This window comes from Arthrobacter sp. Soc17.1.1.1, from assembly GCF_036867195.1.
Classification (GTDB): domain Bacteria; phylum Actinomycetota; class Actinomycetes; order Actinomycetales; family Micrococcaceae; genus Arthrobacter_D.
Window position 1 is genome coordinate 2,020,729 of sequence record NZ_JBAJII010000001.1, and the last position, 14,375, is coordinate 2,035,103.

General features: G+C 70.4%; 13 protein-coding genes. 3 read left to right on the plus strand and 10 right to left on the minus strand.

Going from position 1 to position 14,375, the window contains the following annotated elements; all coding sequences use genetic code 11:
* The first annotated feature begins 125 nt into the window (after positions 1-125).
* On the plus strand, positions 126-716 hold the full coding sequence (locus V6S67_RS09305) for a DUF3043 domain-containing protein (protein ID WP_334209981.1): 591 nt from the start codon (positions 126-128) through the stop codon (positions 714-716).
* A gap of 99 nt (positions 717-815) precedes the next feature.
* On the opposite strand, the gene V6S67_RS09310 is transcribed toward V6S67_RS09305, so the two are convergent.
* Positions 816-1,886, minus strand: a complete 1,071-nt coding sequence (locus V6S67_RS09310) for a quinone-dependent dihydroorotate dehydrogenase (RefSeq protein ID WP_334209982.1) — start codon at positions 1,884-1,886, stop codon at positions 816-818.
* A gap of 56 nt (positions 1,887-1,942) precedes the next feature.
* Here V6S67_RS09310 and V6S67_RS09315 point away from each other — a divergent pair, with 56 nt between their 5' ends.
* The gene (locus V6S67_RS09315; protein ID WP_334209983.1) at positions 1,943-3,055 is read left to right on the plus strand and encodes an alpha/beta hydrolase; all 1,113 of its coding nucleotides are present in this window, start codon (positions 1,943-1,945) and stop codon (positions 3,053-3,055) included.
* Positions 3,056-3,092: 37 nt separating this feature from the next.
* Here V6S67_RS09315 and V6S67_RS09320 read toward each other — a convergent pair whose 3' ends face one another.
* The 4 genes from V6S67_RS09320 to V6S67_RS09335 all read right to left on the minus strand — a co-directional run bounded on the left by V6S67_RS09320 (position 3,093) and on the right by V6S67_RS09335 (position 6,698).
* Positions 3,093-3,893: an isoprenyl transferase gene (locus V6S67_RS09320; RefSeq protein ID WP_334209984.1), complete on the minus strand. Its 801-nt coding sequence runs from the start codon at positions 3,891-3,893 to the stop codon at positions 3,093-3,095.
* Entirely contained in the window at positions 3,890-4,636 is a 747-nt protein-coding gene (gene recO / locus V6S67_RS09325) for a DNA repair protein RecO (protein ID WP_334209985.1), read from the minus strand. The genes V6S67_RS09320 and recO overlap by 4 nt, the downstream gene beginning before the upstream one ends.
* Before the next feature lie 70 nt (positions 4,637-4,706).
* On the minus strand, positions 4,707-6,449 hold the full coding sequence (gene leuA, locus V6S67_RS09330; protein ID WP_334209986.1) for a 2-isopropylmalate synthase: 1,743 nt from the start codon (positions 6,447-6,449) through the stop codon (positions 4,707-4,709).
* An 84-nt stretch (positions 6,450-6,533) separates the two neighbouring features.
* Positions 6,534-6,698: a hypothetical protein gene (locus V6S67_RS09335; protein ID WP_334209987.1), complete on the minus strand. Its 165-nt coding sequence runs from the start codon at positions 6,696-6,698 to the stop codon at positions 6,534-6,536.
* Between V6S67_RS09335 and V6S67_RS09340 the strand changes: the two genes are divergently transcribed.
* Positions 6,697-8,649: a M13 family metallopeptidase gene (locus V6S67_RS09340; RefSeq protein WP_334209988.1), complete on the plus strand. Its 1,953-nt coding sequence runs from the start codon at positions 6,697-6,699 to the stop codon at positions 8,647-8,649. The two genes, V6S67_RS09335 and V6S67_RS09340, sit on opposite strands and share 2 nt — an antisense overlap.
* Before the next feature lie 65 nt (positions 8,650-8,714).
* Here the strand turns inward: V6S67_RS09340 and V6S67_RS09345 are convergent, their stop codons facing one another.
* The 5 genes from V6S67_RS09345 to V6S67_RS09365 form a co-directional block, all read right to left on the minus strand.
* Positions 8,715-10,280, minus strand: coding sequence for an LCP family protein (locus V6S67_RS09345; protein ID WP_334209989.1), 1,566 nt, complete (start codon positions 10,278-10,280; stop codon positions 8,715-8,717).
* Positions 10,281-10,503: 223 nt separating this feature from the next.
* The gene (era, locus tag V6S67_RS09350) at positions 10,504-11,433 is read right to left on the minus strand and encodes a GTPase Era (protein ID WP_334209990.1); all 930 of its coding nucleotides are present in this window, start codon (positions 11,431-11,433) and stop codon (positions 10,504-10,506) included.
* The gene (locus V6S67_RS09355; protein ID WP_334209991.1) at positions 11,420-12,730 is read right to left on the minus strand and encodes a hemolysin family protein; all 1,311 of its coding nucleotides are present in this window, start codon (positions 12,728-12,730) and stop codon (positions 11,420-11,422) included. Before V6S67_RS09355 ends, era begins: the two co-directional genes overlap by 14 nt.
* On the minus strand, positions 12,727-13,200 hold the full coding sequence (gene ybeY / locus V6S67_RS09360) for an rRNA maturation RNase YbeY (RefSeq protein ID WP_334209992.1): 474 nt from the start codon (positions 13,198-13,200) through the stop codon (positions 12,727-12,729). The genes V6S67_RS09355 and ybeY overlap by 4 nt, the downstream gene beginning before the upstream one ends.
* Positions 13,197-14,231, minus strand: a complete 1,035-nt coding sequence (locus V6S67_RS09365) for a PhoH family protein (RefSeq protein WP_334209993.1) — start codon at positions 14,229-14,231, stop codon at positions 13,197-13,199. The genes ybeY and V6S67_RS09365 overlap by 4 nt, the downstream gene beginning before the upstream one ends.
* Positions 14,232-14,375 lie beyond the last annotated feature (144 nt).

A 14,375-nucleotide genomic window follows, 5' to 3' on the forward strand; every position in this document is an offset into this window, starting at 1 on the left:
CCCTACACAGCCCGGGTCCGGCGCAGCCGCGGTGGTGTCGTCGGCGGTGTCGTCGGCGGTGTCCTCGGACGAATCGTCCGGCCCCGACCGGCGGTGGAGGCTCGGCGAGCCGGTATCCTGAGGGGGTGTTCGGACGAAATAAGGAAGCACCCACTGCCCAGGAAGTCGTTGACAGCGCTTCGCCTACCCACGAGACCCAGCGCGTCCAGGGCAAGGGGGCGCCGACGCCCAAGCGGAGCGTGCAGCAGGCCGCCCGCAAGCGGCCGCTCGTGCCTGCCGACCGCAAGGCCGCCAAGGACAAGAACCGTTCCGCGGTGCGGGACGACCGCGCCAGGATGCGCCAGGCCCTCGACACCGACGACGAGCGGTACCTGCCGTTGCGGGACAAGGGCCCGAACCGGCGCTTCGTCCGCCAGTTCGTCGACGCGCGCATCAACATCGGCGAGTTCCTCATGGTCGCTGCGCTGGTGTTCGTGGTGCTGAGTTTCTTCCAGTCCCTGGCGGTGCAGAGCGCCGTGCTCCTGGCGTTCTGGGTGCTCATCGTCGCCGTGATCGTGGACTGCCTGCTGCTGCGGCGCAAGCTGAAGAAGAAGCTGACGGAGAAGTTCGGCGGCCCGAACCAGGGCGATCTCTGGTACGGGGTGACCCGCGCGCTCCAGCTGCGCCGGCTGCGCCTGCCGAAACCGCAGGTCAAGCGCGGGCAGTACCCCTCCTGAGCAGCGGCGGGTCGAGCACGAACCGGGATCGACAGGAGCCGGGCCTTCGGGCCCGGCTCTTCTGTTCGCCCGATGGTGCCGCCGGGCGTGAGGCGGTCGTCAGGCAGCCCTGCTGCGCGCCAGCCCGCGGTTGATCCGGCGCGCCCAGAACGGCCCCTCGTAGAGGAAGGCCGTGTAGCCCTGCACGAGGGTGGCGCCGGCCTCGAGCCGCTCGATGACGTCCTCGGGCGTCTCCACGCCGCCGACGGACACGAGGGCGAGGCGGTCGCCGACGGCGGCCCGGAGCCGGGTGAGGACCTCCAGCGAGCGGGCCTTCAGGGGCGCACCGCTGAGGCCGCCGACGCCCTTGGCCATCACCGTGGCGGCGTCGGTGGTGAGGTTCTCGCGCGTGATGGTGGTGTTCGTGGCCACGATCCCGTCCAGCCCGAGATCCAGGGCCAGCGCCCCGACGTCGTCGAGGTCCTGGTCCGTGAGGTCGGGGGCGATCTTCACCAGGAGCGGCACGTGCCGGCCGGCCGCGTCGTCAGCCGTGGTGCGGACGGCCTCCAGCAGGGGGCGGAGGGACTCGACGCTCTGCAGCAGCCGGAGCCCGGGCGTGTTCGGTGAGGACACGTTCACCACGAGGTAGTCCGCGACAGGGGCGAGCTCGCGGGCGCTCACGAGGTAGTCGGCGACGGCGTCGGCGATGTCCACCTTCTTCGTCTTGCCGATGTTCACGCCGACGACGGGCCTACGGGCTCCGTACCGGCGCGCCAGCCGCTGCCGCGCGGAGCGGAGGCGGGGCGCCACGGCCGCGGCGCCGTCGTTGTTGAAGCCCATCCGGTTGATCACCGCTCGGTCCTCGACGAGCCGGAACAGGCGGGGCGCGGGGTTGCCGGGCTGCGCCTGGCCGGTGATCGTGCCGATCTCCACGTGCCCGAAGCCGAGCACCGTCAGGGACAGCACGCCCTTCCCCGCCTTGTCGAACCCGGCGGCGAGACCGAAGGGGGACGGGAACTCCACCCCGAAGGCCGTGGTGGCCAGGCTCGCATCGGGTGCGCAGAAGCGGCGCAGGCCCCAGCCCACGGGGGTGCGGTCGATCGCACGGATGAGGGCGAACCCGATCCTGTGGGCCCTCTCGGCGTCCATTCCCGAGAAGACGAGCCGGAAGAAGGTCGGGTAGAAATGCATGGGTCAAGAGTTCCATGATGGATGCAGCTGCAACAACTCGGGGCGGGAGGAGGATCGTGTCCGGCACGGACCAGTCCTGGACCGAGGACGTCCTCGGCTCGTCCTTCCGTGCCCTGACCCTGCCGCTGGAGCCCGACGACGAGGGCCCGAGGGTCGCCACGCTCGTCGCCTACGAGCCGGACGTGACCGGCGGCCCTGCCGAGCAGGCCGGCCGGGCGCGTGCCGTGCTGTACGTCCACGGCTTCAGCGACTACTTCTTCCACGAAGAGCTCGCCCGGACCCTCCACCTGCACGGCTGGTCCTTCTTCGCCCTCGACCTCCACAAGTACGGGCGCAGCCTGCTGCCCGGTCAGACCCCGGGGTACGTGACCTCGCTCGAGGAGTACGACGTGGACCTCGAGGCCGCGGTCCTCGCGCTCGAGCAGCGGCTCACCGAGCGCCGCGGCTCCCCGACCCCCGTGGACCTCGTCCTGATCGCCCACTCGACCGGAGGACTCGTCGCCACCCTGTGGGCGGCACGCAACCCGGGCCGGATCGCCGCGCTCGTGCTGAACAGCCCGTGGCTCGACACGCTGGGGACGGCGCTGCTGAAGAGGGCGGCCCGCGGCCTCCTGGGTGCGGTGTCCCGCAGGCGGCCGAAGCTGCGCCTGCGCCTGCCCGAACCCGGGTCGTCCTTCCGCAGCATCAGCGACACGCGTGAGGGCGAGTGGCATGTCAATCCGGCGTGGCGGCCGGAGGCGGGCTTCCCCGTCACGGTCGGCTGGCTCGCGGCCGTCCTCGACGGGCACGCGACCCTCGCGAGGGGGACCTCGGTCAGTGTGCCGGTCCTCGTCCTGTGCTCGGCGGCGTCGACCCTCGGCCTCGCGTGGAGGAGCGCGAAGCTCGCGACGGACAGCGTCCTCGACGTGGAGCCGATGGTGCGGCGCGCGGCGGCCCTCGGCCCGAGGGTGACCATCCGGCGGCTCCCCGGCGCCCTGCACGACGTCTTCCTGTCCCGCGGCGAGGCGCGCAGGCTCGCCGTGGACAGCGCGGCGTGGTGGCTGGACGCCTACGTCCCCGTTCGGGCGGTCGACACCGGCACGACCCGTACGGTCCCGTCTCCTGCTGCGCCTTCCCCTGCCGCCCCGCCCCCTGCCGTCCAGTCCCCTGCCGCGGTGCGGGAGGACTGACTGGTCAGGGACGACCGACCGGGGCAGGAGCCGGCGGTCAGGTGGACACGCGCGTGGTGGCGCGGTCCACGGCCCCGCCGTAGCGGCGGTCCCGTGACGCGTACTCCTCGATGGCGCGCCAGAGCGTCCGGCGGTCGACGTCGGGCCAGAGGGTGTTCATGAACACCATCTCCGCGTACGCCGACTGCCACAGCATGAAGTTCGACAGCCGCTGCTCGCCCGAGGTGCGCAGGAAGAGGTCGACGTCGGGCAGGTCCGGTTCGTCGAGATAGCGCTGGATCGTCTTCTCGCTCACGGAGGACGCTTTCAGCGTCCCGGCGGCGACATCCTCCGCGATGGCGCGGGCGGCGTCGGCGATCTCGGCGCGGCCGCCGTAGTTGACGCACATGGTGAGCGTGCACGTGGTGTTGTCCACCGTGTGCCGCTCCGCTTCCTCCAGCTCCCGGATCACCGACTGCCACAGCTTCGGACGGCGCCCGGACCAGCGGATCCGCACGCCCCACTCGTGGAGCTGGTCCCGCTGGCGCCGCAGCACGTCCTTGTTGAAGCCCATGAGGAACCGGACCTCCTCCGGTGACCGCTTCCAGTTCTCCGTACTGAACGCGTACACCGAGACGTGCCGCACCCCGATCTCGATCGCGCCGGCCATGACGTCGAGCAGCGCCGCCTCGCCGGCCTTGTGACCGTCCGTGCGCGGCAGTCCCCGCTCGTTGGCCCAGCGGCCGTTGCCGTCCATCACGATCGCCACGTGCTCGGGCACGAACTGCCGCGGGATGGACGGCACCCGCTCGCCGCTCGGGTGGGGCCAGGGTGCCACGGGCCGGGCTGGGTTCTTCATGCACGCTCCACATGTTTGAGGGAGGCGACCCCGCGTTCGAGGTGCCATTGCAGGTAGGCCCCGACGAGCCCCGCGGCCTCGCGGCGGGCGCCGCTCTCCGACGCGTCCGCGGTGACCCAGTCCCCCGTGAGGAGCGCGCCCAGGAGGTCCATCGTGGCGGCCGACGGCGACGCGGCCCCCGGCGGCCGGCAGACCGGGCAGACCGCTCCGCCGAGGGGCGCCGAGAACGCCGAGTGGGGTCCCGGGGCGCCGCATCGCGCGCACTGCGTGAAGCTGGGCGCCCACCCCGCCGTGGCGAGGGCGCGCAGGAGGTAGGAGTCGAGGATGAGTTCCGACGGGTGCAGGTCCCGGCTGAGGGCCGAGAACGCCCCGGCCACGAGGGCGTACTGCGCTCCCCCGGCCTCGCCGATGTCGGTCAGGCGTTCGGCCGTCTCGGCGATGGCGGTCGCGGCCGTGTAGCGCCCGTAGTCGGAGGCGATGCCGTGCCCGTACGCGCCCTTCGTCTGGGCCTGCGTGATGATGTCGAGGTTGCGTCCGTGGGCGAGGAGGAGATCCACCGCCATGAACGGCTCGAGGCGCGAGCCGAACTTGCTGCTGGTCCGCCGCACCCCCTTGGCCACGGCGCGGACCTGGCCCTGGTCACGGGTCAGCAGCACGATGATGCGGTCCGCCTCACCGAGCTTGTACGTGCGCAGCACGACGCCTTCGGTGCGGTAGGTACGCGATGGGGAGGAGGACGGCACGGGTCCATTCTCCCACCTGCCACCCCCGCTCAGGCGGATGCCCGGCCGGGGGTGGCGCTGCGGGGAAGCGTCAGGCCGCGTCGCGGATGGCGCGGTTGACCGCCGAGACGACGGCCTTCAGGGCGGCCATCGTGGTGTTCGCGTCGATGCCGACACCCCAGAGGACCCGCTCGCCCACCGCGCACTCCACGTACGCCGCGGCGCGGGCGTTCCCGCCGGAGGACAGCGCGTGCTCCGTGTAGTCGAGCACGCGCACGTCCACGCCGTCGTGGCTGAGGATGGACAGCAGCGCGTCGATCGGCCCGCTGCCGTTCGCGGACCGGCGCTGCTGGATGCCGTCGACGAGGAGCGTGGCGACGAGCTTGAAGGAGCCGTCCTCGGCGGTGTCGGTGTTCACCGAGGTCAGTTCGTAGTGCCCCCAGGCCTCGGTACCGCCCTCGGCGCGGGTGGGCAGGTACTCGTCCTGGAAGACGGACCACAGCTGGGCGCCGCTGACCTCGCCGCCCTGGGTCTCGGTGCGGCGCTGGATGACGCCCGAGAACTCGATCTGCGCGCGGCGCGGCAGGTCCAGGCTGTGCTCGTTCTTGAGCAGGTAGGCGACACCACCCTTGCCGGACTGCGAGTTGACGCGGATCACGGCTTCGTAGGAGCGGCCGATGTCCTTGGGGTCGATCGGCAGGTAGGGGACGCCCCAGGGCAGGTCGTCGACACCGACACCCGCCTCGGCGGCGTCGCGCTCCATGCTTTCGAACCCCTTCTTGATGGCGTCCTGGTGCGAGCCGGAGAACGCCGTGAAGACGAGGTCGCCGCCGTAGGGCGACCGCTCGGGCACGCTGAGCTGATTGCAGTACTCCGCGGTGCGGCGGATGTCGTCCATGTCGGAGAAGTCGATCTCCGGGTCGATGCCCTGGCTGAACAGGTTCATGCCGAGTGTCACCAGGTCCACGTTGCCGGTCCGCTCGCCGTTGCCGAACAGGCAGCCCTCGATCCGGTCCGCGCCGGCCAGGTAGCCCAGTTCGGCGGCGGCGACGCCGGTGCCACGGTCGTTGTGCGGGTGCAGGGACAGGATGATGCTGTCCCGGTCGGCCAGGTTGCGGCTCATCCACTCGATCGAGTCGGCGTAGACATTCGGTGTGGCCATCTCCACGGTGGCGGGGAGGTTCAGGATCATCCGGCGGTCCGCGGACGCCTCGAACACCGCCGACACCTCGTTGCTGATGCGGGCCGCGAAGTCGAGCTCGGTCCCGGTGAAGGACTCGGGCGAGTACTCGTAGGTGATCGCGGTGTCGCCCATGTTCTCCTCGAACTTGCGGCACAGCCGTGCGCCCTGCAGGGCGATGTCGATGATCCCGTCCTGGTCCTGGTTGAACACCACGCGGCGCTGCAGCACCGACGTCGAGTTGTAGAGGTGCACGATCGCACGGTCGGCGCCCTCGAGGGACGCGTAGGTCCGCTCGATCAGGTGCTCGCGGGACTGCGTCAGGACCTGGATCGTGACGTCGTCGGGGATGCGGTCCCCCTCGATGAGCTGCCGCACGAAGTCGAAGTCCGTCTGGGAGGCCGACGGGAAGCCCACCTCGATCTCCTTGTAGCCCATGCGGACCAGCAGGTCGAACATCTTGTGCTTGCGCTCGGGGTTCATGGGGTCGATCAGCGCCTGGTTGCCGTCGCGGAGATCCACCGCGCACCAGCGCGGCGCCTTCGTGATGACGCGGTCCGGCCAGGTGCGGTCCGGGAGGTCCACCGCGATCTGGTCCTGGAAGGGGCGGTACTTGCCGAAGGGCATACCGGAGGTCTTCTGTGCGTTTCGCATGGGGTTCGGCCTTCTCTGCTGGGGATGAGTCATCGCGGCCGGGCAGTACCTCCGCGGCGAGGAGTGGCCACTGGCTCTGAAGTCCTAGATGGCCTCGCCGCGGCACCGAAGAAGGGTCAGCTGTGCGCGCACGTTGCCACGATAGCACGGCGCATAGGATGGCTTCCGGGCGTCCCGCGCCGGGACGAACCGGTTCGTCCCGGCGGGGAACACCATGAGGAACACCACGAGGAAGCGGGAAGCGACCATGACGATCAGCACCTTCGACCCGGACCAGCTCGACGCGACGGTCCGGCCCCAGGACGACCTCTTCCGACACGCCAACGGCGTGTGGCTGACGTCCACCGCCATCCCCGACGACCGGCCGCTGACGGGCTCGTTCACCGCGCTGCGCGACGCCTCCGAGCTCGCCGTCCGCGCGATCATCGAGGACGCCGCCGGCCGGGCGGGTGCCGCCGACGGGATCGACGCGAAGCTCGGCAGCCTGTACGCCGACTTCATGGACACGCAGCGCATCGAGGCCGAAGGCGCCGCGCCGATCCTGCCGCTGCTCGAGCGCATCGCCGCGGTGACGAGCGTCGGGGAGCTCGTCGACCTCAGCGCCGGCCTCACCCGCTCCGGCGTGCAGGGCCTCGCGGCACCCTACGTCAGCAACGACGCAGGCAACCCCGAACGGTACCTGCTGCACCTCTACCAGTCGGGCCTGGGCCTGCCCGACGAGTCGTACTACCGCGAGGACCGGTTCGCCGAGACCCGCGAGAAGTACGCCGAGCTGCTCGCCACCCTGTTCGGTCTCGTCGGCACCGAGGATCCCGCGGGCGCGACGGCCCGGGTCCTGGCGCTCGAGACGCGCCTGGCCGCGTCGTCGATGGGCAGCGTGGAGCGGAGGGACCCCCAGAAGACCTACAACCTGGTCCAGCACGACGACGTGGCCGACCTCTCGGCCCACCTCGTGCCCTGGCTGCGGATCGTGACGGACGACCCGGACCAGGCGGGAGAACTCGTCGTCAACCAGCCGGACTACGTGCGTGGGCTGGATGCCGCACTGCGCGAGGAGGACCTCGGCACGTGGCGCGAGTGGCTGGCGAGCCGGGTCCTGCTGCAGGCCTCCGACTACCTCGACGAGCGGTTCGTCGACGCCGCGTTCGCGTTCTACGGCACGCACCTGGCGGGCACGCCCCGCCTGAAGGACCGGTGGAAGCGCGGCGTCGCCCTGGTCGAGGGTGCCATGGGCGAGGCGATCGGCCAGCGCTACGTGGAGCGGCACTTCCCCGCGACGCATAAGGCCGCGATGCTCGAGCTGGTCGGCAACCTGATCGCGGCCTACGAGTCGAGCATCACGGCACTGACCTGGATGACCGACGCGACGCGGGCGAGGGCGCTCGAGAAACTGTCCCGGTTCACCACGAAGATCGGCTACCCCGACCAGTGGATCGACTACGGACCGCTCGACATCCAGCCCTCCGACCTCTACGGCAACGTGCTGCGCGCGGCGGAGTTCGAGCACCGCCGGCAGCTGGACAAGCTGGGCCGGCCGATCGACCGTGGCCTGTGGCTCATGACCCCGCAGACCGTCAACGCCTACTACATGCCGACCATGAACGAGATCGTGTTCCCCGCCGCGATCCTCCAGCCGCCGTTCTTCGACATCGAGGCCGACGACGCCGTCAACTACGGCGCGATCGGCGCGGTGATCGGGCACGAGATCGGTCACGGCTTCGACGACAAGGGGTCCCAGTTCGACGGGACGGGCAGGCTGTCGAACTGGTGGAGCGAGGAGGACAGGACAGCGTTCGACGCCCTCACCGGACGCCTCGTGGCGCAGTACGCGGCACTCGAACCCTCCGAGGTCCCGGGGCAGACCGTCAACGGCGAGCTGACCCTCGGGGAGAACATCGGCGACCTGGGCGGCCTGGGCATCAGCTACCGGGCCTACCTGCTGAGCCTCGGCGGCGCCGAGGCTCCCGTCATCGACGGCCTCACCGGCACCCAGCGGTTCTTCCTCTCGTGGGCCACGTGCTGGCAGCAGAAGATCCGGCCCGAGGAGGCGAAGCGGCGCCTGACCGTCGACCCGCACTCCCCCAACGAGTTCCGCTGCAACCAGGTGGTGCGGAACCTCGACGAGTTCCATGAGGCCTTCACCGTCGGCTCGGAGGACGGCCTCTGGCTCGATCCCGCCGAGCGCGTGAGGATCTGGTAGGAGACACAGGAACGGGCCCGCCGAGGCGGGCCCGTTCCTGTGTCTCGACGGGGTGGGACGGCCGGCTAGAGGCCCGAGGTCGCCTGGCAGGTCACCTGGTCCGCCGTCTGGCCCTCCAGGTCGCTGCCGAGCGGCGGGGGGACCACCTTCGCGTTCGTGGCGAGATCGGCACCGACGAGCAGCTGGACGCCCGCGGCCTGCTCGCTGAGGAACACCTGGCTCTCGGGGATGCCGAAGCGGGCGGCGAGGTCGGCCGCGGCGGCGTCGTAGCCGGTGCTGAACACGACCTGCGACACCTCGGTCGGCACGGAGGCGAAGGGCGTGGTCTGCGTGTAGCCGGCCTCCACGAGGAGCTGCTGGATCGCGGCACCGCGGTCGGCGTCCGTCGTCGCGTTGATGACGAGGACGGGCACCGTGGCGGGATCGACGGCGGGTGTCCCGGGCGTCGGCGTGGCAGCGGGTGCGGAGGGCGTGGCCGACGCGTCCGGGCCGGCCGAGGGCTCCGGGGCGCTCTCGGTGAGCCCTCGGTCCTCCCGCAGGGCGTCGAACAGGGGTGCCGCTGCCTCCTCGTCGAGGACGAGGCGGTTGGGGTCCTCCACCCACGGCTCGGTCGGGACGGTCACGAACGCGATGTTGCCGAGATCCACGTCCTTCATGCGGTCGGCGATCTTGAGCAGCTCCGTGGGCTGGGAGAGCCCCTCGTCGACGGTCAGGTTGCGGGTGATCACATCGGCGATCGTGTAGAGCTTCGGCAGGTTGGTGAGAGTGCCCTCCGCCTGGACCTTGCGCGCGAGGGACGCCATGAACGCCTGCTGGGCGGCGATGCGGCCGGTGTCGCCGCCGTCGCCGAAGCTGTGGCGCGTGCGGAGGAAGGCCAGCGCCTGATCGCCCTCGACCTCGCTGGTGCCGGCGGGGAGGGACAGTCCCGAGTACTCGTCGTCGACGGGTTCCTGGACGCAGACCTCGACGCCGCCGACGGCGGAGGACAGTTCCTTCACGGCGTTGAAACCGGCCATCATGAAGTGGTCCACGGACAGTCCGGTGAGGTTGTTGATCGCGGCAACGGTGCACCCGGGACCGCCCTCGTCGAGCGCCCCGTTCAGCTGCCCGAGGTCGAACGCCTCCGAGACCTCCCCGGTGTCGGGGTTGACGCAGCTGGGCAGGGGCACCAGCAGGTCGCGGGGGAAGGAGACGACCGTGACGTCCTCGCGGTCGGCGGAGAGCGTCAGGAGCATCATGACGTCCGAGTTCCCCTCGCCCGAGGAGTCGCTCTCGTCGCCGAAGAACTCGCCGCTGTTCCCGGTCCGGGTGTCCGAGCCGAGGATGAGGATCTGCAGGGGGTCGGTGCTGGAATCGACGGGGAGCGCCGACTCCTGGTTCTCGGCGAGGTTCAGCGGCATCGTCAGGACGTTCGACTGCAGGCGCAGGACCTGCACACCGACGAAGGCGACGGCGGCCACGAGGACCGTCGCCATCAGGATGGCCGTCAGCTTCAGGGCGCGGTGGGCCCCTCCCCTGCCCCGGCCGAGGTGCCGCCCGACGGGTTCCGAGGCGCCGGGTGTCCCGGCGGGACCCGCCAGGGAGGCGTCGCTGGCGCTGTCTGCGCTCTCGGAGGACGATCGGCGGGTCATGCCCGGGCTCCTTCGGATGGTCGGTCGTGGTCGGTGCTGGGTGGGTACTGGTCGTTACTGACCGGTGCCGGCGGGACGTCGCGTCGTCGCTCCTGCGGCGGATGGCGGCACAGTTGCACCGCTGCCGGTCGCCCGGCGTCGGCTGGGGAATCGGTGGAGGCGCTATCGCAGCCTATCGGCCCGTTCCCGCAGCACAACGAGCGGGCCGGGCGAGTCGTGCCGCTCAGAAGCCGAGCTTCACCAGCTGCTTGGGGTCGCGCTGCCAGTCCTTGGCCACCTTGACATGCAGGTCGAGATAGATCGGGGTGCCCAGGAGCGCCTCGATCCCGCGGCGTGCATTCGTGCCGACCTCGCGCAGGCGCGCCCCGCCCTTCCCGATGATGATCGCCTTCTGGGACGGCCGCTCGACGTAGAGGTTCACGTAGACGGTGAGCATGGGGTTGTCCTTGCTGCGGCCCTCCCGCGGGACCATCTCCTCGACGACGACGGCGAGGGAGTGCGGCAGCTCGTCACGCACGCCCTCGAGGGCGGCCTCGCGGACGAGCTCGGCGACCATGACGGCCTCCGGCTCGTCCGTCAGCTCCCCGCCCGGGTACAGCACGGGTGACTCCGGCATGTGCCGGCTGAACACCTCGGCGACCGTGCCCACCTGGAAGCCATCGGCGGCGGAGACCGGCACGATGTCCGCCCAGCCGTCGGCGCCCGCCACCTCGGTGCCGAGCTTCGAGACGGCGAGGAGCTGCTCGGTCAGGGCCTGCCGGTCCACGAGGTCCGTCTTGGTCACCACCGCGATCAGGGGTTTGCGCTGCAGCCGCGCGAGCTGCTCGGCGATGAAGCGGTCGCCCGGACCGATCTTCTCGTTGGCGGGGATGCAGAACCCCACGGCGTCGACCTCGGCGAGGGTGTCGGCGACGAGGTCGTTGAGGCGCTGGCCGAGGAGCGTGCGGGGCCGGTGCAGGCCGGGGGTGTCGACGAGGACGATCTGGGAGTCCTCACGGTTCACGATGCCGCGGATGGTGTGGCGCGTGGTCTGCGGCTTCGCGGACGTGATGGCGACCTTCTGCCCCACCAGCGCGTTCGTCAGGGTGGACTTGCCGGCATTGGGCCGGCCGACGAGCGAGACGAATCCGGCCCGGTGTTCAACGTCGCTCATGGTCAGCCTCAATCGTCTCTCGTTCGTCCTGCTCGATGTGCTCCGGGGGGATGCGGTGTGCGATCACGTGGGAGACCCTGTTGCGTCGGCCCTCCACGCGCTCGGCCCGCAGCCCGATACCGTCAATTGTGACCTCCGATCCGACGATCGGCACCCTCCCCAGGGTCTTGGCCAGGAGGCCGCCCACGGTGTCGACCTCCTCGTCGTCGAGGGCGATGCCGAAGAGTTCGCCGAGATCGTCGATGCCCATGCGCGCGCTCACCCGGTACTCGCCGTCGTCGAGCCGTTCCTGCTCGGGCACCTCGGAGTCGTACTCGTCGACGATCTCGCCGACGATCTCCTCGATGAGGTCCTCGAGCGTGACGAGTCCGGCCGTGCCGCCGTACTCGTCGATGACGATCGCGACGTGCGTGGACTCGCGCTGCAGCTCGCGCAGCAGGTCCCCCACCGGCTTCGATTCGGGCACGTAGCGGGCGGGACGGCAGACGGCGTCCACGGGGCGGGCGAGGTTCGACGCCGACCGTCCGTGCAGGTTCGCGACGACGTCCTTCAGGTACAGCAGTCCCCTGATGTCGTCGGAGCTCTCCCCGATCACGGGGATGCGGGAGTAGCCGGAGCGGAGGAAGAGGGACATGGCCTGGTCGAGCGTGGATCCGCTCTCGATCGTGACCATGTCGGTGCGGGGCACCATGACGGAGCGGACCTTGGTGTCGCCGAGCTCGAAGACCGAGTGGATGAGCTCCGCCTCGTTGTCCTCGATCATCTCGGCGTCGGAGGCCCGGGACAGGAGCTCGCGGAACTCCTCCTCCGTGAAGAAGGCCGCCTCGTCGCGGCTCGCTCCCGGCGTGATGGAGCTGCCGATCCGCACCAGCCAGCGCGGGATCGGCCCGAGGACGGCGCACAGGAACGCCACGAGCCCGGCGGTGAACCGGACGACGGCGGGGGCGTGCATCCGCCCGAGCTGGCGGGGCGAGACGCCCACGATCACGAAGCCGATGGCCGCCATGACCGCGGTGGCGAGGAGCCCGGCGAGCCAGATGCTGTCCAGCAGGTCGTGGAAGAGGATGGCGACGGCGACGGCGCCCGCCATCTCGAACCACACGCGCCAGAAGCGCAGGGCGTGCATGTGCGCCACGGGGGCGTCGAGGATGCGGCGAAGCGACGAGGTGCGCGATTCCGCCAGGAGGGCCTCGCCCTCCTGGCGCGGCAGGTAGCTGAAGGCTGCTTCCGCTGCCGTGACGAGGGCGGCGGTGAGGGCGAAGAGCAGGGCCATGAGCCCGAGGAGCCAGATGGTCAAGCGCGGGTCTCCCGGGGTGCGTCCCCGCCGAGGAAGCCGGAGAGGAGCTGCCGCTGCAGGCCGAACATCTCCTTCTCCTCCTCGGGTTCCGCGTGGTCGTAGCCGAGAAGGTGGAGCACGCCGTGGGTGGTCAGCAGCAGCAGTTCGTCGTTCGTGCTGTGGCCTGCGGCCGCGCCCTGGGACGCGGCGACCTCCGGGCAGAGGACGATGTCCCCGAGCAGCCCGGCAGGCGTGACCCGACCCGGTGTGCCGGGGCGCAGTTCGTCCATGGGAAAGGACAGCACGTCCGTGGGTCCTGGCTCGTCCATCCACTCGACGTGCAGCTTCTCCATCGCCGCGGTGTCGACCAGGATGATCGAGAGTTCCGCCTCGGGGTGCAGGAACATCGACTCGAACAGGTAGTTGGTGAGGCGGACGAGCGACTCCTCGTCGACGTCGTACCCGGACTCGTTGTTGATCTCGACGCTCATCGGTTGCCCGCCGGTCGGGCCGGGCGTGCCTGTCCGGCGCGCTGCTCCTCGTCCCACGCGCTGTAGGCGGTGACGATGTCACCGACGAGGCGGTGGCGGACGACGTCCGAGGAGTCGAGCTCGCTGAAGTGCACGTCGTCGACGTCGCGGAGGATGTCGCTGACGATCCGCAGACCGGAGCTGGTACCGCCGGGGAGGTCCACCTGCGTGACGTCGCCGGTGACGACCATCTTCGACCCGAAGCCCAGGCGCGTGAGGAACATCTTCATCTGCTCCGGCGTGGTGTTCTGGGCCTCGTCGAGGATGATGAAGGCGTCATTGAGCGTCCGGCCGCGCATGTAGGCGAGCGGGGCCACCTCGATCGTCCCGGCGGCCATGAGGCGCGGGATGGAATCGGGGTCCATCATGTCGTGCAGGGCGTCGTAGAGCGGGCGCAGGTACGGATCGATCTTGTCGTTGAGCGTCCCGGGCAGGAAGCCCAGCCGCTCCCCCGCCTCCACGGCGGGCCGCGTGAGGATGATCCGGTTGACCTCCTTCTGCTGCAGCGCCTGCACGGCCTTGGCCATGGCCAGGTAGGTCTTGCCGGTACCGGCCGGGCCGATCCCGAACACGATGGTGTTGCGGTCGATCGCGTCGACGTAGGTGCTCTGGTTGAGCGTCTTGGGGCGGATGGTCTTGCCCCGGGAGGTGAGGATGTTGACGGAGAGGACCTCCGACGGCCTGGCCGCGCTCTGCGTCTTGAGCATCGTGACCAGCTGCTCGAGGACCTGGGGGGACACGGTGGCGTTGTTGCGGGCCATCGTCTGGATCTCACCGATGAGCCGCTCGGTGCGCAGCACGTCCGCCGACGGCCCGGTGATGGTCAGCTCGTTGCCCCGCGCCTGGAGACCGACGCCCGGGAACGAGTCCTCGATCAGACGGAGGGCCTCGTCGTTCGAACCGAGGGCCTGCACCATCTGCTCGGTCGAGTCGAAGACGAACATCCTGGTGTCCAGTCCTGCCGCGTTGATGCCTGTTGAAGATTCGCTCATAGCTCGGCCGTCCGGCCTCTGATCGCCCTCATTCGAGTAGTCGTGCTCGTGTGGATGGGTGCTGCCCCTGCCGGGCGCCGCTCCCACGGGGGGATGTGCGGGCTGATCGGCGCCGGTGGCAGTAGCGCCAATGTTACGCCATGG

What these genes read in the sequence shown, in the direction of transcription:
- V6S67_RS09365 (WP_334209993.1), bottom strand. Translation starts at nt 14,231, where the DNA reads ATGAGCGAATCTTCAACAGGCATCAACGCGGCAGGACTGGACACCAGG.
- V6S67_RS09335 (WP_334209987.1), bottom strand. Translation starts at nt 6,698, where the DNA reads ATGGTCGCTTCCCGCTTCCTCGTGGTGTTCCTCATGGTGTTCCCCGCC.
- ybeY (WP_334209992.1), bottom strand. Translation starts at nt 13,200, where the DNA reads ATGAGCGTCGAGATCAACAACGAGTCCGGGTACGACGTCGACGAGGAG.
- V6S67_RS09310 (WP_334209982.1), bottom strand. Translation starts at nt 1,886, where the DNA reads ATGCATTTCTACCCGACCTTCTTCCGGCTCGTCTTCTCGGGAATGGAC.
- era (WP_334209990.1), bottom strand. Translation starts at nt 11,433, where the DNA reads ATGAGCGACGTTGAACACCGGGCCGGATTCGTCTCGCTCGTCGGCCGG.
- leuA (WP_334209986.1), bottom strand. Translation starts at nt 6,449, where the DNA reads ATGCGAAACGCACAGAAGACCTCCGGTATGCCCTTCGGCAAGTACCGC.
- V6S67_RS09320 (WP_334209984.1), bottom strand. Translation starts at nt 3,893, where the DNA reads ATGAAGAACCCAGCCCGGCCCGTGGCACCCTGGCCCCACCCGAGCGGC.
- V6S67_RS09340 (WP_334209988.1), top strand. Translation starts at nt 6,697, where the DNA reads ATGACGATCAGCACCTTCGACCCGGACCAGCTCGACGCGACGGTCCGG.
- V6S67_RS09345 (WP_334209989.1), bottom strand. Translation starts at nt 10,280, where the DNA reads ATGACCCGCCGATCGTCCTCCGAGAGCGCAGACAGCGCCAGCGACGCC.